The 25310-nt window shown below is 64.5% G+C and carries 22 protein-coding genes and 1 tRNA gene; 12 read left to right on the top strand and 11 right to left on the bottom strand.

What is annotated here, in order from left to right:
• Positions 1 to 26: 26 nt before the first annotated feature.
• A complete protein-coding gene (gene phoU / locus AB4Y73_RS16525) occupies positions 27 to 680 on the top strand; it encodes a phosphate signaling complex protein PhoU (RefSeq protein ID WP_441873008.1) in 654 nt (217 codons plus the stop codon).
• Between the two features lie 72 nt (positions 681 to 752).
• On the opposite strand, the gene AB4Y73_RS16520 is transcribed toward phoU, so the two are convergent.
• Complete coding sequence (locus AB4Y73_RS16520; RefSeq protein WP_441873006.1) at positions 753 to 1499, bottom strand: phosphoglyceromutase; 747 nt, start codon at positions 1497 to 1499, stop codon at positions 753 to 755.
• A gap of 62 nt (positions 1500 to 1561) precedes the next feature.
• Between AB4Y73_RS16520 and AB4Y73_RS16515 the strand changes: the two genes are divergently transcribed.
• Positions 1562 to 2401 carry a class I SAM-dependent methyltransferase gene (locus AB4Y73_RS16515; RefSeq protein WP_441873004.1) on the top strand — a complete coding sequence of 280 codons (840 nt, stop codon included), beginning with the start codon at positions 1562 to 1564 and terminating at the stop codon, positions 2399 to 2401.
• On the opposite strand, the gene AB4Y73_RS16510 is transcribed toward AB4Y73_RS16515, so the two are convergent.
• A complete protein-coding gene (locus tag AB4Y73_RS16510; protein ID WP_441873041.1) occupies positions 2389 to 2712 on the bottom strand; it encodes a DUF2516 family protein in 324 nt (107 codons plus the stop codon). The genes AB4Y73_RS16515 and AB4Y73_RS16510 overlap by 13 nt on opposite strands.
• Positions 2713 to 2736: 24 nt before the next feature.
• Complete coding sequence (locus AB4Y73_RS16505; RefSeq protein WP_441873002.1) at positions 2737 to 3927, bottom strand: trans-sulfuration enzyme family protein; 1191 nt, start codon at positions 3925 to 3927, stop codon at positions 2737 to 2739.
• Positions 3928 to 3980: 53 nt separating this feature from the next.
• Between AB4Y73_RS16505 and tmk the strand changes: the two genes are divergently transcribed.
• From tmk to AB4Y73_RS16475, 6 genes are all read left to right on the top strand, one after another.
• Positions 3981 to 4637 carry a dTMP kinase gene (tmk, locus tag AB4Y73_RS16500; RefSeq protein WP_441873000.1) on the top strand — a complete coding sequence of 219 codons (657 nt, stop codon included), beginning with the start codon at positions 3981 to 3983 and terminating at the stop codon, positions 4635 to 4637.
• Positions 4634 to 5776 (top strand): DNA polymerase III subunit delta', encoded by a 1143-nt coding sequence (locus AB4Y73_RS16495; RefSeq protein WP_441872998.1) that lies wholly within the window; start codon positions 4634 to 4636, stop codon positions 5774 to 5776. Before tmk ends, AB4Y73_RS16495 begins: the two co-directional genes overlap by 4 nt.
• 22 nt (positions 5777 to 5798) lie before the next feature.
• A complete protein-coding gene (locus tag AB4Y73_RS16490; RefSeq protein WP_441872995.1) occupies positions 5799 to 7364 on the top strand; it encodes an alpha/beta hydrolase in 1566 nt (521 codons plus the stop codon).
• Positions 7365 to 7460: 96 nt separating this feature from the next.
• Positions 7461 to 7533 (top strand) — tRNA-Thr (locus tag AB4Y73_RS16485).
• A gap of 328 nt (positions 7534 to 7861) precedes the next feature.
• The gene (locus AB4Y73_RS16480; RefSeq protein ID WP_441872993.1) at positions 7862 to 8602 is read left to right on the top strand and encodes a hypothetical protein; all 741 of its coding nucleotides are present in this window, start codon (positions 7862 to 7864) and stop codon (positions 8600 to 8602) included.
• A gap of 230 nt (positions 8603 to 8832) precedes the next feature.
• Complete coding sequence (locus AB4Y73_RS16475) at positions 8833 to 10809, top strand: amino acid transporter (RefSeq protein ID WP_441872991.1); 1977 nt, start codon at positions 8833 to 8835, stop codon at positions 10807 to 10809.
• A gap of 164 nt (positions 10810 to 10973) precedes the next feature.
• Here the strand turns inward: AB4Y73_RS16475 and AB4Y73_RS16470 are convergent, their stop codons facing one another.
• Entirely contained in the window at positions 10974 to 12689 is a 1716-nt protein-coding gene (locus tag AB4Y73_RS16470) for a phospholipase C (protein WP_441872989.1), read from the bottom strand.
• A gap of 62 nt (positions 12690 to 12751) precedes the next feature.
• The gene (locus tag AB4Y73_RS16465) at positions 12752 to 13774 is read right to left on the bottom strand and encodes a DUF6454 family protein (RefSeq protein ID WP_441872987.1); all 1023 of its coding nucleotides are present in this window, start codon (positions 13772 to 13774) and stop codon (positions 12752 to 12754) included.
• 202 nt (positions 13775 to 13976) lie between these two features.
• On the opposite strand from AB4Y73_RS16465, the gene AB4Y73_RS16460 reads away from it, so the two are divergent.
• Positions 13977 to 16898 (top strand): hypothetical protein, encoded by a 2922-nt coding sequence (locus AB4Y73_RS16460; RefSeq protein WP_441872985.1) that lies wholly within the window; start codon positions 13977 to 13979, stop codon positions 16896 to 16898.
• A gap of 7 nt (positions 16899 to 16905) precedes the next feature.
• On the opposite strand, the gene AB4Y73_RS16455 is transcribed toward AB4Y73_RS16460, so the two are convergent.
• Both AB4Y73_RS16455 and AB4Y73_RS16450 read right to left on the bottom strand, forming a co-directional pair.
• Complete coding sequence (locus tag AB4Y73_RS16455; RefSeq protein WP_441872983.1) at positions 16906 to 17175, bottom strand: LGFP repeat-containing protein; 270 nt, start codon at positions 17173 to 17175, stop codon at positions 16906 to 16908.
• Positions 17135 to 18586, bottom strand: a complete 1452-nt coding sequence (locus AB4Y73_RS16450) for a hypothetical protein (RefSeq protein ID WP_441872981.1) — start codon at positions 18584 to 18586, stop codon at positions 17135 to 17137. Before AB4Y73_RS16450 ends, AB4Y73_RS16455 begins: the two co-directional genes overlap by 41 nt.
• Before the next feature lie 760 nt (positions 18587 to 19346).
• On the opposite strand from AB4Y73_RS16450, the gene AB4Y73_RS16445 reads away from it, so the two are divergent.
• The 3 genes from AB4Y73_RS16445 (at position 19347) to AB4Y73_RS16435 (ending at position 21333) form a co-directional block, all read left to right on the top strand.
• Positions 19347 to 19730, top strand: coding sequence for an Hpt domain-containing protein (locus AB4Y73_RS16445; protein ID WP_441872979.1), 384 nt, complete (start codon positions 19347 to 19349; stop codon positions 19728 to 19730).
• Between the two features lie 415 nt (positions 19731 to 20145).
• Positions 20146 to 21108, top strand: a complete 963-nt coding sequence (locus tag AB4Y73_RS16440) for a hypothetical protein (protein ID WP_441872977.1) — start codon at positions 20146 to 20148, stop codon at positions 21106 to 21108.
• 39 nt (positions 21109 to 21147) lie between these two features.
• Positions 21148 to 21333, top strand: a complete 186-nt coding sequence (locus tag AB4Y73_RS16435; RefSeq protein ID WP_441872975.1) for a hypothetical protein — start codon at positions 21148 to 21150, stop codon at positions 21331 to 21333.
• A gap of 70 nt (positions 21334 to 21403) precedes the next feature.
• Here the strand turns inward: AB4Y73_RS16435 and AB4Y73_RS16430 are convergent, their stop codons facing one another.
• The 4 genes from AB4Y73_RS16430 to AB4Y73_RS16415 are packed head-to-tail and all read right to left on the bottom strand — an operon-like array spanning position 21404 to position 25105.
• On the bottom strand, positions 21404 to 21880 hold the full coding sequence (locus tag AB4Y73_RS16430) for a hypothetical protein (RefSeq protein ID WP_441872973.1): 477 nt from the start codon (positions 21878 to 21880) through the stop codon (positions 21404 to 21406).
• A 7-nt stretch (positions 21881 to 21887) separates the two neighbouring features.
• Positions 21888 to 22541, bottom strand: coding sequence for a bacterial proteasome activator family protein (locus tag AB4Y73_RS16425; RefSeq protein ID WP_441872971.1), 654 nt, complete (start codon positions 22539 to 22541; stop codon positions 21888 to 21890).
• Positions 22542 to 22601: 60 nt separating this feature from the next.
• The gene (locus AB4Y73_RS16420; RefSeq protein WP_441872969.1) at positions 22602 to 22805 is read right to left on the bottom strand and encodes a YbdD/YjiX family protein; all 204 of its coding nucleotides are present in this window, start codon (positions 22803 to 22805) and stop codon (positions 22602 to 22604) included.
• Entirely contained in the window at positions 22805 to 25105 is a 2301-nt protein-coding gene (locus AB4Y73_RS16415) for a carbon starvation CstA family protein (RefSeq protein ID WP_441872967.1), read from the bottom strand. The genes AB4Y73_RS16420 and AB4Y73_RS16415 overlap by 1 nt, the downstream gene beginning before the upstream one ends.
• Between the last annotated feature and the right edge of the window lie 205 nt (positions 25106 to 25310).

Here is a 25310-nt window from a genome sequence, read left to right as displayed (position 1 = left end):
CGGGGTTCCAGAGAAAGGACGCCCCCGTGCGTAAGGTTTTTCAGGAAGAGCTGACTCAGGTCGGTGAGCAGCTGATTGAGATTTCCAAGTTGGTCAGTGAGGCAATGGAGAAGGCCACCACGTCTTTCCAGGTTGCCGACGTTGACCTGGCGGAAGACGTCATCGCAGCTGACGCCCGCATCGATTTCCTGCAGAACAGCCTCGACGAGCGCGCCATCGACATCCTCGCCCTGCAGGGCCCGGTAGCCAGCGACCTCCGTATGATCGTCGGGTCGCTACGGATGAGCGCCTCGCTGGAGCGGATGGGTGACCTTGCCCGGCACGTCGCCCAGCTGGCCCGGCTGCGCTTCCCGTCCACGGTGATCCCCGCATCCATGACCGGGACGTTCAGGAAGATGGCCGAACTGGACCAGCTGATCGCGGACAAACTCACCGTGCTCCTGGAAACCCGGGACCTCGAAGTGGCCCGCGACATCCTGAAAGCCAACACCAGCATCGATGACCTTCACCTGAGCGTCTTCAAGGCAATCGCTTCCCCGGATTGGGCTGAGTCCCCAGCCACCACCGTGGATGTTGCCCTCGCCAGCCGCTACTTCGAACGGTTCGCTGACCACGGCGTCTCCGTGGCACGAAAGGTCACCTACCTGGTGACCGGCGAATGGCAGCCGCAGGCACTGTAGGCCCAAACCCCCGTACGACGGCGGGCCGGTCACCTTGAGGTGACCGGCCCGCCGTCGTGATGGCTGCTTTGCCTATTTTTTGCCCTGGTTTGCCACGGCCAAAATGGCGTCGGCTGCGGCGTCGGGGTCCAGGTACGTGCCGCCCGGCTTGATGGGCTGGAAGTCCTCGTCCAGATCGTAGACCAGCGGGATTCCGGTGGGGATGTTCAGGCTGGCGATGGCGTCGTCGCTGATGCCGTCGAGGTGCTTAACCAGGGCGCGCAGGGAATTGCCGTGGGCGGTAACCAGGACTGTCTTACCGGCCTTGAGGTCTGCCTTGATGTCCGACTCCCAGTACGGCAGCAGGCGGACCAGGACGTCCTTGAGGCACTCGGTGCGCGGGAGGGCGTCGCCAAGGCCCGCATAGCGGGGGTCACGGGCCTGCGAAAACTCGCTGTCATCGGACAGGGGCGGCGGCGGGGTGTCGTAGCTGCGGCGCCATTCCATGAACTGCTCTTCGCCGAACTCGGCCAAGGTCTGGGCCTTGTCCTTGCCCTGCAGGGCGCCGTAGTGGCGTTCGTTCAGGCGCCAGTCGCGCTTGACGGGGATCCACCCGCGGTCCGCCTTGTCCAGGGTGATGTTCGCCGTGTTGATGGCGCGCTTGAGCAGGGATGTGTACAGAATGTCCGGGAGAAGGTTGTTCTCCACCAGGAGCTCACCGCCGCGGGCCGCTTCCTCGCGCCCCTGGTCGTTAAGGTCAACGTCCACCCAGCCGGTGAACAGGTTCTTGGCGTTCCATTCGCTGTGGCCGTGGCGCAGCAGAATCAGCTTGTAAGTCATGATTTTCATCCTAGCCGAGGCACGCTGCAGCCCGTTTTGCGTTACGAAGATAGGGTTGGGCCGTGGTGCAAAAAGCTGAACGGGTGAGCGCTTCCCAGAACCGGGGCGGCAAACCGGTGGGAAACGTCACCCGCGGCACCACCAGCCCCAACCGGATGCGCCGCGTGGACCGCTGGCTCACGGGACCCCAGTCCTGGCGGCTGCGCGCCGCGGCAGACCCGTTGGTGGTTGACTTGGGGTACGGCGCAACGCCCGCCACCGCCGTCGAACTTTTTGACCGCCTCCGCGCCGCCCGGCCGGACGTGCGCGTGGTGGGGATCGAGATCGAACCGGAACGGGTCCGCGCGGCCAAGGCACTGGAACGGCCGGGACTGACCTTCCAGGTGGGCGGCTTCGAGCTGCCTGTACCGGGGCGCCCTGTCCTGGTCCGTGCCTTCAACGTCCTGCGGCAGTACGAAGAGGCTGACGTGCCGGGGATCTGGCGGCTGGTCCAGGACCGGCTCTCCCCCGGCGGCCTTTTCATTGACGGGACGTGCGATGAGATCGGACGGCGGGTGACCTGGATTGCCCTCGACCCTGAACGGCCGCTGTCACTGAGCATGTCCATGCGTTTCGGCAGCTTTGACCTGCCCTCAGACATTGCCGAGCGCCTGCCGAAGGCCCTCATCCACCGCAACGTCCCGGGCGAACCGGTGCACCGGCTGATGCAGGCCATGGACCGCGCCTGGCTGGAATCAGCGCCGCTGGCCTCGTTCGGCAACAGGCAGCGCTGGCAGGCGATGTGCAAGGCACTGCGCGACGGCGGGTGGCCGGTTCAGGATGGGCCGTCGCGGTGGCGCCTGGGTGAACTGACCGTGGGCTGGGAAGCGGTGGCGCCGGGGGCCCGGGGTCACCAGCCGTAGGGGCGGCTGCCGCCGCGGCCGGCGTCCTTGACAGCGGGGCGGACGTCGGCGAGGTAGACGGAAGCTGCCACCACGGCAGCCAGCCCGAACAGGCCGAGGGTGCCGAAGATGCCGCCGCTGCTGAAGAGGGAGATGACTCCGATGAGGGTGGCGCCGGCGGTCAGCGCCAGCCAGAACGTCTTGGTCCGTTTGCCCGTGGCTTCAAAGGCTGCGGACTTGTGGCGGACGCAGTCCAGCAGCGCCCATGCCTCAAGTCCCAGTGCCACCAGGGCAAGGACAAAAAATATTGCCGTCTCTACGTATGAAATCATCACTCGACCGTCCACCGTCCAAGCCTAGCCGCCCAGTGAGTCCAGCGCCTGCTTCAAATCGGCCCAGAGGTCCTCAACATTCTCGATGCCCACGCTCAGGCGCACCAGATTCTCCGGAACGCTGAGCGGCTCCGCAGTGTGCCGGCGGCGCCGCTCAATCAGTGACTCGACGCCGCCCAGCGAGGTCGCAGGCAGCCAGAGTTGCAGAGCGCGCACCAACTTGTCCGCAGCATCCGCCCCGTCCAGGCCGCCAACCCGCGCAATCTGCACGCATACGATCGATCCGAAGCCCTTCATCTGGGACTTCGCACGTTCGTGCCCGGGGTCGGTGGAAAGCCCGGGGAACCGGATACTTTCGACCAGGGGGTGCTTGCTGAGGCGTTCCGCCAGGACTGCCGCCGACGTCTGCGACCGTTCTACCCGCAGGGCCAGGGTCCGGAGTCCGCGCAGCGCCAGCCAGGCCTCGAACGGGCCGGCGATGCCGCCGTGGATGGTGCGATTATGCAGCAGCGCCGCCCGGATGTCCGGGTTTGAGGTCACCAGGGCGCCGAGGACGACGTCGGAGTGGCCGGCCAGGTATTTGGTCACCGAGTGCAACACCACGTCCGAGCCGAGGGCGAGCGGCTGTTGGACCAAGGGGGTGGAGAAGGTGTTGTCCGTGACTACGATGGCTCCGGCCGCGTGGGCTGCCACGGTCAGTTCGCGGATGTCGGCGATGCCGAGCATGGGGTTGGTGGGGCTTTCCAGCCACAGCATCCTGGCGGCCTTGGCACCCGGTCCTTTCGGGGCCAGCTGTTCCTTGACCGCGTCCGTGTCCGCGATGTCCACCGTGCGGAGTTCCAAGAACCCTTTTTGCGCCATCTCACTGGCCATCACCATGGAACCCGCATAGCTGTGCGAGGGCATCACCAGAACTCCGCCGGCAGGCAGCAGCGATAAAGCGGAACTCACGGCTGCCAGACCCGACGCGTAAAGCAGACCGGGCAGCTCGGACCCTTCCAGCTGGCCCAGGGCCTCTTCGAAGGGATCCCAGGTGGGGTTGGCGTAGCGCCCGTAGCCGCGGTCGCCGTCGCCCAGCGCTCCAGTGCCGTAATACGTCGAGGACAGCACGATGGGTGGGTTGACAGGTTCGTCGTGCTCACGCGGGGGCCGGCCGGCGGCAACCACCACGGTTTCGGCGGATAGGGACGCTGCGTGCTGCTCCGTGATGCTCATGGGGAAAGCGTACTTTGACACGCGCGGAGCGCTGAAGTCGGTAGGCTGGAGCAGTGACCACCACCAACAGCCCTGGACTTTTCATCGCCTTCGAGGGCGGTGACGGCGCCGGGAAGTCCACGCAGGCGGCGTTGCTCGCCGAGGCCTTGGAATCCCGCGGCCTGACGGTCCTGCGGACCCGGGAACCGGGCGGGACACCCATCGGCGAAAAGCTGCGTTCCCTGGTACTGGACCACGGGCACGGCCACATTGACGCCCATACCGAGGCGCTCATCTTCGCGGCCTCACGTGCAGCCCATGCCAGCCAGGTCATCCGTCCGGCGCTGGAGCGCGGTGAAGTTGTCCTAACTGACCGCTACATCGATTCGTCCGTGGCGTACCAGGGTGCCGGTCGCGATCTCGGCGCTGATGCCGTCCGTTCGCTCAATGAATGGGCCACCTCGGGGCTGCAGCCTGATCTCACTGTCCTGTTGGACGTGGACCCGGCTGTTGGCCGGCGCAGGCGGACTGCCGGCGCCGCCGCGGAGGACCGGTTGGAAGCCGAAGCTGATGATTTCCACACCACCATCCGTGACGCCTTCCTTGAGTTGGCCGCCAGCCGCCCGGACACCTACCTCGTCCTGCCTGCCCACCTCCCTGTGGCCGACCTCGCGGCGCGGATCCTGACCAGCATCGACTCGCTGTTGGCGACTTCGCGGGGTGCCGCGTGACGGTATGGGATGACCTCCAAGGCCAGCCCGCCGTCGTCGAGCAATTGCGGCAGGCAACCCTCGGTGAGGGCCTGACCCATGCCTGGCTGTTCACGGGCCCGCCCGGTTCCGGGCGTTCCAACGCCGCCAAGGCGTTCGCGGCGGCCCTCAACTGTGACCAGGAGGATGTGACGAAGCGGGGTTGTGGCGAGTGCCACGCCTGCCAGACCATCATCGGCGAGACGCATTCGGATGTGACCTTCGTCCGGACCGAGAAGGTCACCATCACCATCGACGAGGCACGCGACCTGGTGTCCACCGCAGGCAACCGTCCGTCCTCGGGGCGGTGGCGGATCATCGTGGTGGAAGACGCCGACCGCATGGCCGAGCGCACCACCAACGTCCTGCTGAAGGCGATCGAGGAACCCACCCCGCGGACCATCTGGATGCTGTGCGCGCCATCGCCGGCTGATGTGCTGGTGACCATCCGGTCCCGCTGCCGTGCCGTTGCCCTGCGCCTGCCCCCGGCCGCCGACGTCGCGGCTTTGCTGGTGAAGCGCGACGGCGTGGAACCGGCCCTCGCCGAACGCGCGGCGCGCGCCGCGCAAAGCCATGTGGGGATTGCCCGCCGCCTGGCGCGCGATCCCGAGGCCCGCGAACGCCGGCTGGAAACTGTGAAGTTCCCGCTGGGGCTGCGCGGGGTCACCGCTGCGGTCATGATGGCGGACAAGCTCGTGAAGATCGCTACCGCCGAAGCCAACAGTTCCAATGAAGAGCGCGACGCCGCCGAGAAGGCCGCGCTGCTGGCCACCCTGGGTGCCCCCGAGTCCGGGACGCTGCCCCCGGCCATGCGGAGCCAGATCCGGCAACTGGAAGAGGACCAGAAACGCCGGGCCAAGCGGTCCATCACCGATTCGCTGGACCGGACCCTCACGGACCTGCTTTCCTTTTACCGGGACGTGCTGATTATCCAGTTAGGGAACAGTGTTGAGCTGGTGAACGTTGAACTCAGGAGCGAACTGGAGGAATTTGCCGGCCGGTCCGCCCCGGAGACAACACTCGCCCGTATGGACGCCATCAACAAAGCCCGCCAACGCATCACCACCACCAACGTTGCTCCGCTGTTGACCATTGAGTCCATGGCCGCCAGCCTGATCTAGCCCTTCCAAGGAGACCCCTCGAATGACTGCTCGCCCCCTGCCCGCACGCTCCCGATCCCTGGGGAGCGGCCTGCGGGCTGCCGGCGCCCTGGTTCTGGCCCTGACGTTGGCATCGTGCAGCCTCCTTGGCGGCAACAAGCCGGACGAAAAGCCCGCTACGGGCAAGGCGGATCCCTCCATTGTGGCTTCCGCCCCCGCCGGGCTCGACTCCTTCTATTCGCAGGAAGTGGTGTGGGAGCCGTGCGAAAACGGCTTCCAATGCGCCAAGGTGACCGTGCCGATGGACTACGCGAATCCTGGCGGAGCCAAGATCCAGCTCGCTGCCCTGCGGGCTCCCAGCACCGGCAAGAAGGCCGGCAGCCTGCTGGTAAATCCGGGTGGCCCGGGCGGCTCCGGCTACGACTTCGTCAGGGACGCCGCAGGGACTCACTTTTCGCAGTCCGTCCGGGCCAACTACGACCTGGTCGGCTTTGATCCCCGGGGCGTCAAACGCTCCGCCCCCGTGAAATGCATGACGGATGAAGAGCGGGACGCGGCGCGGGCCAAGATCTACGATCTGGAAACAGACGCGGGGCTGGCCGCTGCGCTGGCGGACAACAAAGCCATCGCCGAACAGTGCGCTGCGCAGACGGGACCCTCCCTCGGCCACATCGACACCGTCAGCGCGGCCAAGGACCTGGACATCCTCCGTGCCGTGGTGAACGACACGAAGCTCAATTACCTGGGCTTCTCCTACGGGACCTTCCTCGGTTCCACCTACGCGTCGCTGTTCCCGAACAACGTGGGCCGGATGGTTCTGGACGGCGCCCTTGATCCGTCCATCAGCAATGAGGAACTGACAATGGGCCAGGCCGTGGCCTTCGAGAAAGCCATCAGGTCCTACGTGGCCAACTGCCTCCAGACCGCCGGTTGCCCCCTCAAGGGCAACGTGGACACGGGTGTCCAGCAGATCCGGGACCTCATCACAGCAGTCCAAAACAGGCCTTGGCAGGCCAAGGACGGCCGGATGGTGAATGCCACCATGCTTGTGAGCGGCCTCATCACGCCGCTGTACAACGACCAGAGCTGGCCGGCATTGACCCAGGCACTCGAAGCCGCCCTGAGGGGTGACGCCAGCCTGATGCTGCGGCTGGCGGACCTCGGCGCCGACCGCGGCGCCGACGGGAAGTACACGTCCAATTCAACGTTCGCCTTCAGCGCCATCAACTGCCTGGACTACCCGATGGTCTCCGACACGGCGTCCATGCGGGCCGAAGACCAGCGGCTGCGTCAGGCTTCACCCACCCTCGGCTATTACTTCGCCTATGGCGGCACCAACTGCGTGGACTGGCCGTACAAGAATGTGCGGACCCCCGCCCCGGTCGAATACACCGGGCAGTCTCCCATCGTTGTCATCGGGACCACCGGAGACCCGGCCACCCCCGTGGAGTGGGCAGCATCCCTCCGTAAACAGCTGGGCAACGCCTCGCTGATGACCTGGCAGGGCGAGGGCCATACTGCCTACGGGCGGGCGAACAGTTGCCTTGAGGATGCGGTAGACAGCTACCTGGTGGACGGCAAGGTTCCTGCCGACAACACAGTCTGCTAGCCACCTGCCGGGCCCCATTTTGACCCGGACGGCGGGACTCTATTACAGTTGACTCTTGCATGAACCGCCCGGTTACGCCGGGAGATTCCATGCGGTGCTTCCTTAGCTCAGTCGGTAGAGCGTTTCACTCGTAATGAAAAGGTCATCAGTTCGATTCTGATAGGAAGCTCGGGATAAACCCCCCATTGCCCCTAGTTTTAGGGCTTCGGGGGGTTTTTCGCTGGTTAAGCCAAGACCTGGGATTAAGGTCAGGGCACACTTTGATCTTCCTTTGGGACGGGTGTCGAGCTCACACGTGAGACGATTTTGGCCGGGACCGGAGGCTCCCCCTGTCAGAGGCCAGCACCACGCTGGCGGGACCTGTGGGCCACCCCAAACGCTGGCGTAATGCAGGGTCTCGGCGACATTCAGCTATTCCCCAGCCTGCACTCCTACAGTGAAGGCAGACTGGGTAAGGGTGTGCCCAGCGTCACGAGGCGTCGAACGGAAGGACACCAATGGTAAAGCCATTGATCCCGTCATTAAAAACCCGCATCGGAGTCGGTGCGGCAGCACTCCTCGCCGCCGGAGCCATGGCCATCATCGGCGTCGGTGCCGCGTCCGCCGCATCCACCCCGGCCCCCAGCTCAACGGGGGCGCCCACGTCCGATTCAAAGACGGGCGCCAAGGCAGGGCACGGCTCCGGCGGCTTGGAAGCGCTGCTGATGGTCACCGCCAACAGTCCGCAGGCCACCGGTGACCGCGCTGCGAAAGCTGCAACCACGCTCGTGGGCCACCCGCAGCTGTTTGCCAAGCTTCCCGCCGCCCTGCAGGCAGACGTGAGGACACTCAAGGACGCCGCCCCGGCCGACCGGGTGAAGGACGCCTACAAGATCAAGACCACCGCCCTTTCCGGGGGGTACGGCGCCGGGATCCAGAAGCGCGCCGAGAACGCCGAGAAGACAGCCACCGGCTTGGCCGGTCTGCGCCAGGAACTGCGGACCGCGTTCAACTCCGGCAACCCGGGCGCAGGACTCCAGCGGGTGGCCGACCAGCTCATCAGCCACCCGAAGCTGTTCGCCAAGCTGCCGACGAACCTCCAGACCGACCTGACGGCGCTTAAGAACTCCGCCCCGGCCGACCTGGATGCCCAGGCAAACAAAATCAAGGACACCGCTTTGAACGGCGGTTATGGTGACCGGGTCCAGAAGATGGCCCAGGCGCTTGAAAAGAAGGCTGCACCAGCGCCGGCCGCATAAAACAGAAGCATCCGCGACGGCTCAGGCCGGGCAGCCCCACCCGCTGCCCGGCCGTTGTCGTACCTCGGGCTAGTATGCAGGACGTCGAAGGCAGAGACCCCAAGGCGGACGGAGTTCCACGCGTACCGGCAACGCGCTGCTCGCCCCGTTGAACGGTGTGCCACCGGTAGAATTGGCGGGTTCCCTAGCTTCAGCACGTCGTCACCCTGGCTACCAATAGAAAGACCTCAATGACACCCCCTCCTGACCACGCCGTCCCGGCCCAGGTTGACCTGAAGCAGGCTACAAGCCCGGACCATAAGCCCTTGGTCCGCTGGCTGCTCGCCAACCAGGTCGCTCCTGCCGGCCCGGAAGCCAAGGAAGACCACAAGCCCAACGCCTGGTGGAAGGTCATGTGCCTGACCGGCGTCGACTACTTTTCCACCCTGTCCTACCTGCCTGGCATCGCAGCCCTGGCCGCCGGGGCCCTGTCGCCGTTGGCCACCCTGCTGATCGTGGCCCTGACGCTGCTTGGCATGTTGCCCATGTACCGCCGGGTCGCGCAGGAAAGCCCGCACGGGCAAGGTTCAGTGGCCATGTTGGAGAAGCTGCTGCCGTTCTGGCGCGGGAAGTTCTTCGTCCTGCTGCTCCTCGGCTTCGTTGCGACCTCGTGGATCATCACGATCACACTCTCCGGTGCCGATGCGACGGTGCATCTGCTGGAGAACCCACTGGTCCCGGAAGCCCTCAAAGGGGGCGCCGTCATCATCACCGTGGTTCTGCTGCTGATCCTGGGCGGGGTCTTCCTGCTGGGCTTCAATGAAGCCGTAGGGGTCGCCATCCCCTTGGTGGCAATCTACCTGCTGCTCAACGCCGCCGTCGTGGTCGCCGGGTTCGTTCACCTGGCAGCCGATCCGTCTCTGGTTGCCGGCTGGACGGACCGGCTGCTCTCGAGCGGCGGCGGCCCCCTCGGGCTGGTCAGCCCAGCCATCATCGCCTTCCCGCTGCTGGTCCTGGGCCTGTCCGGGTTCGAAACCGGAGTGTCCATGATGCCCCTGATCAAGGCCAGCGGAACCACTCCCGATGAGGTCATGGCCTCAAGGGTTAAAAACACCCGTAAGCTGCTCACCACGGCGGCGCTCATCATGAGCGTCTACCTCATGTCCACCAGCTTCCTCACCACGGTCATGATCCCGGCGAGGGAGTTTCAAGATGGCGGACAGGCGAACGGACGCGCCCTGGCGTTCCTCGCCCACGACCTGTTCGGGGCCGGGTTCGGCACCGTCTACGACATCTCCAGCGCCCTGATCCTGTGGTTCGCCGGCGCTTCCGCCATGGCCGGACTCATCAACATCGTGCCCCGTTACCTGCCCGCGTACGGGATGGCCCCGGAATGGGGCCGCGCGGTCCGACCCGTGGTGCTGGTCTACACCGTCCTGAGCATCGGCATCACCATCGCGTTCCATGCCGACGTGAACGCCCAGGCCGGCGCCTACGCAACCGGCATCCTCGCCATGATGGTCTCCGGGGCAGTCGCCGTCACGGTCTCAGCCATCCGGCGCCGGAGCAGGACCGGGGCAGTTGGCTTCAGCATCCTGACCCTGATCCTGCTCTACGCCCTGGGTGCGAACGTCATCGAAAAACCGGACGGCATCCTCATTTCGGCGTTCTTCATCGCTGGCATCATCGCAATCTCACTGGTATCGCGGGTCACCCGCACCACCGAACTGAGGGTGGACACCATCGAGTTCGACGAGGCAGCCCGCCAGTTCATCACCGACTCGATCGCCTACGACGGCGAGCTGCACATCATCGCGAACAAGAGGCAAGCCGGTGACAAGGCAGAGTACGCAGAAAAGGAATACGAACAACGGGGGCTGAACCCTCTGCCCGGCCCTGCCGACGTCATCTTCCTGGAGGTCGAGATTTCCGACCCGTCGGACTTCACGCACACCCTCCGGGTCGAAGGCACCGAAGTCGAGGGCTATCGGGTTCTTCGGGTGAAGTCCCCCGCCGTGCCGAACGCCATTGCCGCGGTCCTGCTTGCCATGCGGGACTCCACCGGCGTCAAGCCACAGTGCTACTTCGAATGGTCCGAAGGAAGCCCGATCGCACACCTCATGCGCTACCTGTTCCTCGGCCAGGGTGACACCCCGCCGCTGGTGCGCGAGATCCTCCGCGAGGTCGAACCCGACAAGGCTGCCAGGCCCGGCGTCCACGTCGGCTGATTGGCCTCATCGCCGCTAAATACTCTCCGCGACGCGGCCCCACGGTCACCACCTGCTCCTGCGGTGCATCGCGTCATACTGAAGACGAGAAGCGCTACCAGCGATATACCGGTAGCGCTTCCGTCGTTGGTGTTCCCGAATGCCCAAAGCAGGGCGTTCGAGGGCTAGTGTTCGGCGTCGTCCGTTCCGCCGTCCCGGCCGTGGCCGTTGTGGGTGATCGACGCTACGGCCCCGGTTTGTTCGTTGAGCAGGACTTTGTCGTTGCGTTCGTGGTGGAAGTTGAACAGGGCATTCATGGACCCGGCGGCGGCGTCAGCCGAGGAGTCGCCGATCTGTCCGGTGTGCCAGTTGTCTTCGATGAACCGCAGGATGGAGGCTTGGTCGGTTTCGTTGTGGTCCACGAAGTTCTTCTTCGCGTAGGGGGAGATGACGACCAGCGGCTGGCGCGGGCCGGGGCCGCAGCGGTCGGCGTAACCGCCGGCCACCGGAACACCGGCCGCGGCCGCGTTCTGGCACCAAGCGGCGTCGTCGGGGCTGTTGGAGGCGTTCTTCACTTTGGCGGCGACGTGGTCGTACCAGCCGTCGGAATCGTCGTACGCGAGGACGACGGCGGTGTCCTCCCAGTTCTTCGACTGCTGGATCTCGTTCACGGTCTTGGTGACGAAGTTCTGCTCATCGACCGGGTCGGAGTAGGCGGCGTGGCCATCCTGGTAGTTGGAGGCTTTCAGGAAGGACACCGCAGGCATGTTGTCGCTGTTGACCACCTTGTTGAAGTCGGTCAGGTCGTACTGGTGGTTGGCCTGGCCGTCGTGGCCGATTTCCGCATCGTTCGCCGGGGCCAGGTGGTGCGGGTTGGCGGTGGAGGCGTAGTACTGGAAGGGCTGGTGGTGCGGGTTGTAGTCCGTGCTGGAGACACCGGCAACGTTGTTGTGGGTGCTCTTGCAGGCAGCCGGGGTCGTGGCGGTTGCCGCGGTGGTGGGGGCGAAGCCGCCCTGGAACCAGCCCCAGGACACGCCCTGGTCGTTGAGCAGGTCGCCGATGTTCTTGCCGGTCATGCCGGCAAGGTTGTTGGCTTTGGCGTGGCTGTTGTTGGAGCAGTCGTCGTAGACCGGGTCCGGGTCGTTGATCATGGTGCCGACGCCGTTGGCGTCAGGGACTCGGACCGTGTAGTCGCTGGCGGTGGGCTTCACCGGCTGGCCTGCGGCGGTGAATTCCTTGACACCGTGGGTCTGGCCGGAGACGAGGTTCAACGCGCCGGGGGTGGAGGGGCCGAAGACGGTGCTGAAGTGGTTGTCGCTCATGGCGTAGTTCTGGGCATAGTTCCAGATCCCGGTGACCGAGTTGCCGTCGTAGTAGTCCATCGTCAGCCCGGGGCGACCGTACTGGTTCGGTGCGCATGCATCCTTGCTGGTGAGCTCCACGAACTTATTCATCAGGCCGCCGTTGTACGCCTTTTGCTCGGCCGCGTACTCATGGTCCTGGTCGCAGGTGACCGCCTGCATCGGGGACAGGCGCGCCGGTTGGACCGAGTTCGGGTTGTTCGGGGCCAGCAGGCCCGCGTTGGCGAGGGTGTTGATGTCCTTCGGTGTGTCCTCGGATGCCTTGAAGGCCGCCGCCGGCGCTCCGGAGCCCTGCTGCGTTTCGCCCGGAGTGTTGGCTGCGTTGGGGTAGGTGGCGAAGTAGTGGTCAAAGGAGACGTTCTCCTGGAAGAGCACCACCACATGCTTGATCGGTGTGGCGGTGTTGCCCTGGGCGCTGACGGCGGTCGCGGGTGCGGCGCTGAAGCCGACAAGTCCGGCCGTCAGGGCTGAAGCGGCGAGGGCTGCCGCGCCGGTGGCGGTGGCAACTCTTTTTCGGGTGAGGCGTGCCATGGAAGGCATGGAGGGATCCAATCGTTTCAGATGGGGTGGGCGCCGCGGGGAACGGCGGGTCTTTGGGGGTGCTACTTGGCCGGGGCGACGGTGGCTTCGTAGGTGAGGATTTCCGTGCCGTTGCCTTCTTCGCCGTTGTCCGGGGCGACCTTCATGGTGAGGTGGTTGCCGTCGGCGGTCATTTTGAAGGGGTTGCGGGTGGCGACATGACCGGCGGTGGACCATTTCTGGAACGGGACCTCGCGGGTTACCTCGTGGGACTTGAGGTCGATCATCGCCATGCCGCCGAGTTCGTAGGTGGCTGAGGTGCCGCCGGCGGCCGGGGTCTGCGGGAGGTTGGTAACACCGCCGCAGAGCATCTTGGCGTTGGGCACGTACTGGCAGTCCTGGTAGTCGATGAAGTAGTTCGGGTTCTCCCAGGTGGCCAGTTCCTTGCCCTGGAGGTCCCATTCGGCGAACCGGCGCGAGCCCCAGGTGTTCCCGACAAGGTGACCGGTCTGCTTATCCAGGACGATGCCGCCGAAGTGGTCCGTGACCTCGAACTGCTTGTGCACGTCCAGCGTGCTCGCATCGACCTTGTAGATGATGGCGCTGCTGTTGGGCCGGTACTGGGCGACGGGGACCCAGACGTTGGTGCCGTCGAAGTCGATGCCGCCGGGGTGGTACATGTCGCCCTCGCCCAGGGTGATGTCCTTTTGCAGATTACCCGCCTTGTCCATGACGAACAGGTGGCCGATGCCCTTGCCTGGAGTGCGGTCGTACCCGCCCTGCGGGGTGGGGAACTTCTTGGTGGGTTCAATGATCTGGACGGCCGACAGGAAGATGTGGTCCTCGCTGTAGGCGATGCCCTCCGTGTGGTAGGTCGGGAAGTTCAGTTTCAGCTTGGACGTCTGCTGCCAGGCAGTGTTTCTGTCCACGCTGTTAAACGCGTCGGCCAGCTCCGTGTCTGTGTCGTGGTGGGAGCCTGCGGCGGGTCCGGTGTCCTGATCATTGCGGACATCTGCCTGGGCGGCCGTTATGCCGGCGGCTGAACAGGCCGCAAGCATCAGGGACGCTGCCGTTACGAGGATACGTCGAATTGGTTTAGTGCTCATGGGAAAGCCTCTTAAGGTTGGGGTCTCAACAGGAGTTCCCAAGTTACTAACTGGTAATTAACCTGAAGTGGCGGCCCGGTGAACTGTCGGATGTTCTTGGAGGATGCCGGCCACCATGGGGCCTTTACTCCAAGCTCTGGACATTTGTTCTTGACAGTCGTACCCTTTGGGGCACGAGCTGGGGATGCCGCAAGGAGGGGCTATGTCCTCAGCGCTGGAAATTCTCGAACTTCGCATTCATGGGGTTCGTAATACTCCCCCGAATGAAATGCTATGCGTCGGGCCGGGCGATGTGGTGCCGGCCGAGGCTGACACCATAAAACTCGTCGACAACCTAGCCGGCTTCTACCAAGTCAAAGAGCCACCCTCCGACGCGTCGGCGGCGCCGGACTCGAGAACCTTGCTCGAGGCATATAGCTGGGGCAAGCTGGACCGCTTCGCGCCGCCCGGACTCCTGGGCAAGGCCGGCCGGGCCTTCTACAACATCGGATGGTTCCTGATCGCGCCGTTCGGTTTCGCCAATGCCGCCTACTGGACACGCGTTCTCAAAGCTGACGACCGTCGGGAAGACGGGGTCGATCCGGGCACAGGAGCGGCGCTCGTACGTCTGTTCAGTCTGCTGTTGACGCTTTTGTTAGCTACTGCCGTGGCCACAGCCACCATGGACTTTGTCGCTGTTCAGTGTTTTCGCGTCACCGTGAATGCGCCACCTCAGATGTGCAATAGCTTGCCACACTGGTTCGATGGTCTCCGTGACCTTACGCGGGGACAACGACTTGCCGCAGTGTCCCCTTTCCCGATCCTCGTTGTGGCGTTGCTGGCATTTGTTAGTGTGTCCAGCGACGTGCGTTTCCGCACCCGGTTCAAGGACCAGAAACGCGTCCGTCGTTCCGTTGTTCCTGGACTGCGCGCGCGCCGCGATGTGAAAAGAAATCTAAACGACAGCCCAGTTCTCACCGCGCCCCGGCTGTGGATCCGCAGGGTCAACTCGCCGACCGGCGTCGCACACATTGCAGCTACTGTCCTGCTCATGGCATTCCTACTCGCTGCCGATCTCACGACAAGTTCGACCGATGGCGCCGCCGGTGCCACCTATCCTTTGGTGATCTCGTGCTTCCTGCTGGCAGTCGTAGCGGGGTCTGTCATGTATTGGGGGTCAAGGAGCATCCGGGCACCCTCCAAGGACAAGTCAGACCGCATGGCCCTCGCCGCGGGCTGGCTCTTTGCGAGTTTGGCTACGTACCTTTGGGCCGTCGTCGTTGTCTGCCGCGCAACCACGGTGAACGAGGAAGCACCCTTCACGGTGGCCCAGTTGGTGCCGACCGTGCTGGTGGCCCTCCTGGCGATACTCGCAACGTCAGGGTGCTTAATGCGCCTGAGCCCGACGGCCGCCGTCTTCTGGGGAACAGTGTTGTGGTGTTGCGCCCTAATTGGCGTCCTCATCATCATCGGCCGTTGGAATGCGACACCAGTATCAGTGAGCGCGGCTTTCGGCGTGTGCGCCGTCTGCCTGTTGGCTGTGTCGGCATCCCTGTTGAATCAGGGTGAGAGGGCGCCAGTGCGGCCACTTGGTCGGAAGGCTGAAGCATGGCACGGTCTGGCTCCGGCGGTGATGATGTCCCTCAGCCTCCTGCTCGCTGCCTTCTATTCCAGCGCAATCGTCGTCGGCATGGGCAACTGGTTACAGGCTGGCGGTCTCCTTTGGCAACAGGACGCTAACCATCCGCTATTCCGCGACCTGCTGAAGGACGATGCCTCCGCAATTAGAATCCCGTTCCTCTACTGGGTGTCCGGCGGTGTAATGGTGCTCCTGGTCCTCGCTGCATTACTGCTCCTGGGCGCGCTGATGCTGGGCAGCCTATGGGTAGGTAAAGGAGTCACAAATCCTGTCATCGACGATGTTGAACTGTCCTATAAATCCGAGATTATGGCGGTCCGCCGCAAAAGCGCTTTGCTTCAGCGCGGGGAGCGCGTGGCAGAGGTCGCTGCCGGAGTAACCATGATTGGTGTCATCGTGGTTCTGGCGCTGACGATCCTCCATGAGCAGGGCTTAGGCCACCAGTGGCTGCAGCACCTCCCGTATTGGAACATGCTCTCCACTGCGGGCACCTGGGTAGCCACAAGCGCTCTGACAGCAGCGGGACTGATGATTGTGGGCGCGGCGATCGCCAGCGCGGCAGTGGGAACTGGCAGGCCTCTGGGGCTGCTCTGGGACCTGGTGGCCTGGCTGCCGCGCGCCGGCCATCCTTTTGGTCCCGCCTGTTACTCCGAACGGGCGGTTCCCGAGCTTGCCAACCGGATGTTCCAATGGCTCACCGACGAAAAGAGAGCCGATGATCCGACGGTGCTCAATGAGGTGCGGCCTGCGCGTCGTATCCTCTTGGCAACGCACAGTCTTGGAGCCGTCCTAGGCATCGCGGCGCTGTATCACCTGGCCGCCATGGTTCAAAACAGCGAGCTCGATGCCACAGGAGGCAATTCGGATACTGCCAAGAAGAAGGTCAGAGAGTTCCTTTCCAGGATCAGGTTGCTTACGTTCGGTGTGCAGCTTCGCCCCTACTTCGGAAGGTTCTTCCCGGACTTGTGGGGACCGGCTGTCCTTGGCACACCCGGTGTCAGGGGACCAAGGTACTTCGGGAGCGATCCATGGCAGGGCCGCTCCCTGCCGACGCCGTCCTTACTCCCGCACGGCACAGCGGAAGCGCAGCTTGTGGGGCTCCTGAAAGGAGGACCGGCGGGACCCGTATTCTGGCTAAACATCTGGCGTCGGACGGATTACCTTGGCTTCCCCGTCTACTCGTATCCACAAGACACCCCGGATGAAAACACGCTGGATCGTACCGCGCTCGAGATCGAGCCTGATTCCTATCAGGCGCTAGTCGCCACCCACGGAAACTATTTCAGGACGAACAGATACGCCGGCGCCCGGGAGTTCCTGCTCAAAGAATGGGAACTTCGGGAAGTGACACGTCCCGGACATCACCGCTACGGACCCTTGAGACCCCGGACCTCCCGCTTTAAATCCCACATCACGCCTGAGAAGCCGGAAGGCTCGCTTCACCCCAGCTTGCGGACCGTTCGCAGATACGGAGGGCGGTTTCCTCGTCCCCTGCCCGATCCGTGACGTGACCTTAGGGCTTGGATGGAACCCCGTAGTCGATCCGGGCAGTGCCGTCAGCGGCTACAGTGATGCGTCCGCCTTGGTAGTCCCGGACGACGCTACCGTCGGCAGTGGTGTAATTGTCCGTGGTGGGGTAGCCGAGCTTTCCCCACTCGAAGCCTGTAGCAGCCCAGGCGTCCCGTGTCTTGCCCGTGGAGAGGCGGATTCCGGTTGCAGGGCTGGCGATCAGGGCACCGTTCTCAAAGTTCTGGAAAGAACCGCCCTCCTTGAGACCGACCACCTTGTCGGACGCGGGGAACCCCAAGGTGGCTAGTCCGCCCGAGGCGTCGAACTTGGCCTGATAGTCGGATGCCATAGTGTGGCCGGCGAGGGGTGGCGTCCAGTAGATGACCCCCCCCTTGGTACGTCTGGTAGACGCCGTCCTTTACGGGCAGCTCATCGGATGTCGGGTAGCCAAGCACTCCGTTCTCGAAGCCTGCCCTGGCCCATGCATCCCGTGTTCCGCCGATGGAGACGTGTGCTCCGGTCGCCGGCGACCAGAGGATGGAGCCTCTCTGGAAATTCTGGTAATATCCGCCGTCCTTGATGGCAACCTGGGGGCTGGCAGCGTAACCCAGGGACCGGTTCATCGATTCATGCTTCCTGAAGATTTCACCGCTGACAGCGAAGGTGTCGACGCCGGGGGTGAAATAGATGACGCCGCCCTGATAGTTCTGGGCCAGACCGCTGGGGGCCGCGTATTCATCTGTTGTGGGGAATCCCAAAGGTCCGTGTTCAAAGTTTTGGGAGGCCCATACATTCCGGATCGCACCAACGGACAGCCGGGCACCGTAGGAAGGGTGCCAGATGATGGCACCGCCCTGATAATTCTGGAACGTTCCGCCTTCCTTCATCCCGGTGATTACCTCGGTGACCGGATACCCGAGTCCGCTGTTCTCAAAACCCAAGGTGGCGTACTTGTCCCGGATCGGGCCGGACGAAATGTGGGCGCCGCTGGCTGGTGACCAAAGGATGGCCCCGCCCTCGTAATTCTGGAAGACTCCGCCGGCCCGCAGTCCGCCGACTTCGTCGCTCGTAGGGTACCCGAGGGGACCATATTCGAAGTTCTGCGAAGCCCAGGCGCCGCGGATGGCCCCGCGCGAAATGCGGGCTCCGGTGGCCGGGGACCAAATAATGGCGCCGCCCTGGTAGTTCTGGAAGGCGCCGCCGTTCTTCAATCCCCCGATTTCATCGGAGGTCGGGCTTCCCATTCCCCCTGCGGGTCCACCCGTCTGCGCGTACTTCGCCGAGATGGCTCCCCACGGATTGGACGAGAAAGGGGTGAAAATGTCGTCCACGGCACCCATGATGATCCGGTCCCCGGGCCGGCTGGTCCGCACGAACCGGTTGACGATATCAAGGCTGGTGGAGAGGCAGCCGGCGGATGTGGTGCGGCCGGCGTGGAGGAAGATCGCATAGGAGGCACCCTGCGTCACCGGCATGTCCGGCTGGCGGTTGTAGTTGATGACCGCGGCCTGCTCGTAATAGCCCTGGTTCATGTAGGTGTAGAGGTTCTCGTCGGAAGGGCCGCCACTGCCCTCAAAGTACTGGTTGTACGTGGCCCCGTATTCGCCGCCCCAGCGGGAGTTCGGATTGAGGGTGTGGTAAGCCAGGGCTGTACCGGGGTTGGAGCGGCCGAGTGCTTCGGTCACGCTGTAGGACCCGGGGGGGGGACTTGAAGGTGTCTTCCCACGTGAGTCCTGGCGGGGCGAAGCCCTTTAGCCCGGCGTAGCCCCAGTCCTGCCATTCCTGGACGTAGCCGTCGCCCAAGCGCACGCAGCCGGTGATGGTGACGCGGTTCGATTCGCGGGTCTCAGCGGTCGCGAAGGTCACCCGGCTGGCGCCGAAGCTTGAGTATTTGACCTGCCCGGCAGAGAGCCGCTGACAGGGGTTGCTGACCTGGGGTGCGGCATGAGCGCTGCTGACGCTCACAAACGCGCTGCCCAGGACCGCAATCAGCGCCATCGCAAGTGCCGGTGGCCTGGCTTTCTGCACTGAATACCTTCTTCTTGAGGCGTTTTGGGACCGCGAGCCGTCCGGTCCATGTGTGCGGAGCCGGACAGGCATTGCCCATCTCCCCCTGCAGCAGTAAACATGCATAGCCGGCATCGGTGCCGGAACCACGCTGGGACCGGCGCGTCCTAACGGCCCGCCGGCACCCGCCGGGCCTTACGTCGTACGGCCGCGCCTGAATCACTGCCCAGACCTCGTCCTGTCCCCTGCCGAGGCACTGCAGCACTGCCTCGCGTGCGCGGCGGCCAGTCAGTTGGCACCCCGTCATTGACGAGTAATTCGGGTGTAGCCGTGGGGAAAATCGAGTACAACCTACTCGTGTTTTCACCTGCTCGAGCCAGTAGCGTCCATTACAAGTCCTGGGGGGCGTAGATAGGTACGTCGAGGCTCGGGGGAATTATGGACGCCAACGCATTACCGCTATTGGATCGGGCAGTTCTGCAAAAGCTGCGGGACGGGCTCGACGACGAAGATGTCTGTAAGCTCTTCGTCCTCAACTTCATTGCGCTGCTGCCTGACAGGGCTGAAAAGGTCCGCCTTACACTGACCACAGGCGATCTGAGGGGCGCACTCGACGCGGTTCTCAGCCTTAAGTCGTCCAGCCAGATGGTGGGGGCGGAACGCCTTGCCGAGTTTGCGACCGATCTCGAACACTCCCTCCGCGTGGACACCCGCCATGCCGAGCCTGCCAGGCTGCTGCCGCAGTTGGCCGCCGCCAATATCTCCAGGATCACCAAGTGCGGCCGGCAGACTACGGACCTGCTGCAGAAATACGTTGCGTAAACCAGCGACCAACCGTACACACTTTCCAGCTACGTCCCAAGGGCCCCAGATGAATTCTCTGATCTTGATCTGTATCGTCCTCGCCACGGCAGTACTCTGGGTGGCAATTATTTCGTTCATGCTTGGCCTGCTTGGCCGCGCTGAACGGCGGTCAGGGGTGAGAGCTCCACGTCGGAGTGCTCATGGCGCCGGGAGGAGGAGCGGGCCCAGCGGCCCGGGAAGACTGAAGGTACGCCGCAGGGGACCCCGGCGGGTACCTGCACGCCCCTGAAGGGCCAGCAGCTGGCTACCGAAAGCCAAACGCCCAATAGCAGGACCGCCAGCCATATAACAAGCCCCCACACTCGTCTCAGGCGGCCAGTCTAGGCGGGGCGCATACGAGGGTGTGCCGCGGACTCCCCCTATGATGGCCTCCATGGATGACAAGGCGCTCACGGCCATCGCGGTGGACCTGTACGCCCTGCCATTTGACGAGTTCATGGCGGCCAGGACTGCCGCGGCCAAGGCAGCCACCGGTTCAGGGAAGGAACTTCCTGCAGCCGTCAAAGCCCTGCCAAAGCCCTCAGTGGCGGCCTGGGCCGTTAACATGATGGCGGTGCACGAGTCCGCGGTACTCGCGCAACTCGCCGACCTCGGTCAGCGGATGCGCGCCGCACAGTCATCTTTTGATGCCACTGCCCTCCGCGAACTGGCACGGGAGCGCCGCGCCATGCTCAGCGACGCCGTCGACACCGCCCGTTCCGTCGCGGAACGTAACGGACGCGCCATCAGCGCTCCGATCGCCACCGACGTCGAGCGGACGCTTGGTGCGTTGATCACAGACGAAGGGGCAGCGGCCGCAGTGCAAAGCGGGTTGCTGGTCCAGACACTGTCCGCCGACGGCGTGGACACGGTGGATCTCGACGGCGCCGTGGCCGTCCCCGGGGCATTGCCAGAACCGCGCTCCTCCCCTAAACCGCCCCCGGAGCACGAACAAGAACAGCGCCCGACGGCGGCAGGCGCCAGGCGCCAGCCTCCGGCCCAGCCGCGCCTCAAGGCTGTCCGGGAGACTCCGCGGCGGACGTCCCCTTCTGCTTTGGAGAAGGCCAAGGCCGTTCTGGCTGACGCCAAGGCGGCGGAGGAGGAGGCTGTCCGCCTGGCAACGGAACGGCAGGATCAGCTAGCGGAGACAGAAGAGGAAGTTGCCGGGCTGACCCGCGAAACCAGGGATCTCCGGGCACGGCTGAAGGCCGCCGAGGAACAGCTGGACAGTGCCCGGAAGTGGCTGTCCACGGCAGCTGCCGAAGCAAAGCAGGCGTCACGGGCGGCCGAAAAAGCACAGCGTTCAGCCGTGCTCGCGCAGGAACGGGTACTCCGGCTGGGCAACACGCGGGACTGATGACCGGTGATTGTCAGACCCCGGTTGCACACTTGATTTATGGAAAACAACGTCGCTTACGAATTTCACGTCACGTACTTCGACGCCGACTGTGGCCGGATCCGCAATGAAAGCTTCGACTCCCGGCCGGATGCCGAGCGTTTCGCCAGCCGGCAGTGCGCTGGCGAGCAATCATGGGCAGTCATCGACGAAATCGCCATAGAACAGGCTCGGATCGCCGCCTAAGGCTTCCCGCCCTGCTCTGGCGGGCGCCGTCAGGCGCGCCACGCCGGCGGGCCATGCCGACGGCGGGGCGTCAGCCGGAAAGAGTCTCGGGGCGGCCAGCCGCGGCATCCTCTGCGAGGCGACGCTCGGCGTCGGCCACCTGCTCGAACACCGATTCGGCCCGGCGGCGCACGGACGCTGCCCCCACCGGGACAGGGCCGACGGCGAGCCGCAGCATGGCGGCGGCCTCGGCGGTGGTGGCCAGCGAGTTGCCGGCTTTGGACAACGACCGGTGGACGCCGGCCAACGCCCCCGGGATGTCGAGCCCGTCGCTGGGTGACCGCCGCTGGGCCTCTATGCAGACTGTACGGACACGTTCCAGGAGCCCCGTCAGTTCATTGGCGATCTCCACCAGTTCGGCGTAAAGCTGATCGTCTTCCACACCCTCAAGGACCTGGTGATAGCGGTCCAGTCCCCTGTGGAAGCGGTCGTGGGCGCGGCGCCACAGGCCCTTGCCGAGCTCCGCATCATCCTTGCGCCCTTGACGGGCGGCAGTAAAGAATCCCACGAAGAACCTAGAGGTACTGTCCGGGGCCGTGGTCCGGGTCCTCCGGCCGGCCTGGCGTGGCCGCGCCGGGACGCTGTCCGGCAGTGGCCCGCTGCGGCTCTCCGTTTTCCCCGATGACAACCCCCGGAGCAATCACGGTGCCCGGCGGCAACTGCTTCAGCTGCATCTGCGCCACGGCATGTTCCCGCGCTGCGTGCTGGGCAGCGATGGCCGTTTGAATGCCGTGGAAGAGGCCCTCCAGCCAGCCCACTAGCTGAGCCTGGGCAATCCGGAGCTCTGCGTCCGACGGCGTGGCATCGTCCGGAAAAGGGAGATTTATCCGTTCCAGCTCCGCCACCAACTCCGGCGCAAGCCCGTCCTCCAGTTCCTTGATGGAACGCTCGTGGATCTCCGCCAGGCGTCCGCGCGCCGCGTCGTCCAGCGGGGCTGCCTTAACTTCTTCCAGGAGTTGCCGGATCATGGTGCCGATCCGCATGACTTTCGCGGGTTCGTCCACCAGGTCCTGGAGGTTGCTGCGCTTGGCCGGACCAGCCTTGGGGCCGGCAGCAGCCGGGCCAGTTGAAACAGGCCCGGCCGCAGCCGGCTCGGCCGGGCCGCCGTTGTCGAGGGTGGTGCCCTCTACCGGAATGTCCTCAGGCTGAGTGTCGTTCGGATCGCTCATGCGTTCATACTCTCACGCGCCGGCGGCGCCGGGTCCAGTCGATGACGCCGCACGGCACGTTCAGCAGCACCGGCCCTGCGGGTTGGAGTCCTGGCGGTCCGTGTAGTCCCGCCAAAACTCCCGCTCCGTCAGCGGCGGCTCCTGGTGTCCGGCCGCCTGGTAGTGCTCGAGGTACTTGGCATACGCATCCGCCCCCATGACGCCGCCCAGGTACCGGGCAAAACCCCGGAAGCCGCTGGCAACTGCGGCCAGGCCTGCGGTCATCAGTTGTGACCCGCCCTTTCAAACCGCAGTTCGGCCGGCAGCTTGTTCCATTCGGCCAGCAGTTCCTTTTCGGCTGCCGTGGGAATCAGGCCGGCGGGAGCGAAGACGCGGGAGGGACGGGCCTGGTCCTCGTTGTCCTCGTTGGGGATGCCAGCCTGCTGGTTCCGGTAGGCCTTGATGGTTGCCACGACGGCCATGGCGATCACGATGATGCTGAGCACCACAAAGATCACTGACAGCCAGCCCTGGATGGCGGTGTTGCGAACCACGGCTTCCATGGCGGCAACGCTCTTGGCTGTGCCGAACTGGGTTTTACCGTCCGCGAGTGCCTTGCTGAACGCCGCGTTGTTGGCGAAGTAGCCGACGGCGGGCGTGGACGAGAAGATCTTCTGGTAGCTCGCGGTGATGGTCACAACGGCCGCAAACGCCAGCGGCACACCGACGATCCACAGGTACTTGAAGTTACCCCGTTTCGCCACGATGGCCAGGCACACCGACAGCGCAATGGCCGCCAGCAGCTGGTTGGCGATGCCGAACAGCGGGAACAGCGTGTTGATTCCACCGAGGGGATCCGTCACGCCCATCAGGAGCACCAGCCCCCAGGCGGCCACCATGATGGCGGTGCACAGCCAGGCGCCGGGACGCCATGAATGCTCCTTGAACTTCGGGGCAAAGTTGCCGATGGAATCCTGCAGCATAAAGCGCGCGACGCGCGTTCCGGCGTCGACGGCGGTCAGAATGAACAGTGCCTCGAACATGATGGCGAAGTGGTACCAGAAGGCCATCATTGCCGTACCGCCGATGAACTGCTGCATGATGTGGGCGAGCCCCACCGCAAGGGTGGGTGCGCCGCCGGTGCGGGAGACGATGGTTTCTTCGCCGACGTTCTTTGCCGTCTCGGCAAGCAGGTCCGGGCCTATGTTCACGCCGGACAGTCCCAGGCTGTTGACCCATGTGGCCGCGGTTTCCACCGTCCCGCCGGTGAGTGCGGCGGGCGAGTTCATGGCGAAATAGAGCCCGCGATCAATGGAGATGGCCGCGACCAGCGCCATGATGGCCACAAAGGACTCCATGAGCATGCCGCCGTAGCCGATGTAGCGCGTCTGGCGTTCCTTCTCAATCAGCTTCGGCGTGGTGCCGGACGAGATCAGGGCATGGAAACCGGACAGGGCGCCGCAGGCGATGGTGACAAACAGGAACGGGAACACGGCACCAGGGAAGACCGGTCCGTTGTCCCTGCTGGCGAACTCGCTGAAGGCCGGGACGGTGATCTCCGGGCGGACCACGATGATGGCCAGCGCCAGCATGACGATCACGCCGATTTTCATGAAGGTAGACAGGTAGTCACGCGGTGCCAGCAGCAGCCATACGGGAAGGATGGCGGCGATGAAGCCGTAAACGATGAGACCCCAGGCGATGGTGACCTTGTCCAGGGTGAAGAACGCGGCACCCCACTCGGTATTGGCCACCAGGCCGCCGCCAATGATGGCCGCCATCAGCAGCACGAAGCCGATCAGGGATACTTCCATGATCTTGCCGGGGCGGAGGAAGCGGAGGTAGACGCCCATGAAGAGGGCGATCGGGATGGTCATGCCCACCGAGAAGACACCCCAGGGACTTTCCGCCAGGGCGTTGACCACCACGAGGGCGAGGATCGCGACGATGATGACCATGATCAGGAGTGTGGCAATCAGTGCAGCCGTGCCACCGATGACACCGAGTTCTTCGCGGGCCATCTGGCCCAGGGAGCGGCCGCCGCGGCGCATGGAGAAGAACATGACCACGTAGTCCTGAACTGCGCCGGCCAGGACAACACCGATGATGATCCAGATTGTTCCCGGCAGGTAGCCCATCTGGGCGGCGAGGATCGGACCGACGAGGGGGCCTGCGCCGGCAATGGCGGCAAAGTGGTGGCCGAACAGGACGTTGCGGTCCGTCCGGACATAGTCTTTTCCGTCGGCCTTGTACTCGGCAGGTGTGGCGCGGCGATCATCGGGTTTGGTGATGTACCGCTCGATCACCTTGGAGTAGAAGCGGTAACCGATCAGGTACGTACAGACCGAGGCGAACACGAACCAGATGGCGTTCACCGTTTCGCCGCGGATGATGGCCACCATGAACCAGGCCACACCACCGAGCAGTGCAATGGCTGCCCAGAGGGCGATCTTTGCCGGCGTCCATTTCCTGTCTTCAGCTTCGGCGACCGCCGGATCCACCGCGGTGGGCGGAAGTTCTGAATTGGCGGTCAGCGGTCCGCCCCGTTTTGCTGAACCTGCCGGTTCCTCAGGCCTGGTGGCCATGTCTCCTCCTTGAGAATTCCTGCTTCAGTCGGTTACTCCAAGGCACCCTACCAACGCGGCACTACCGCGAAGGCGGCCCCATGCCAGGGCCGCGCATCCGTGCGGTGAACGGCAGGCTGGAGGCGCTCAGTGACAGACCTCTTGCCTCTTACCGTAGGCCTGCCACCGCCAATCCAAAAGGCCCAAGTCTGTAACGGATTCCGGC

This window comes from Pseudarthrobacter sp. TAF60_1 (genome assembly GCF_052113505.1).
Taxonomy (GTDB): domain Bacteria; phylum Actinomycetota; class Actinomycetes; order Actinomycetales; family Micrococcaceae; genus Arthrobacter.
The sequence above is the reverse complement of the archived record's forward strand: the minus strand, read 5'-3'. Positions and strand labels throughout refer to the sequence as shown.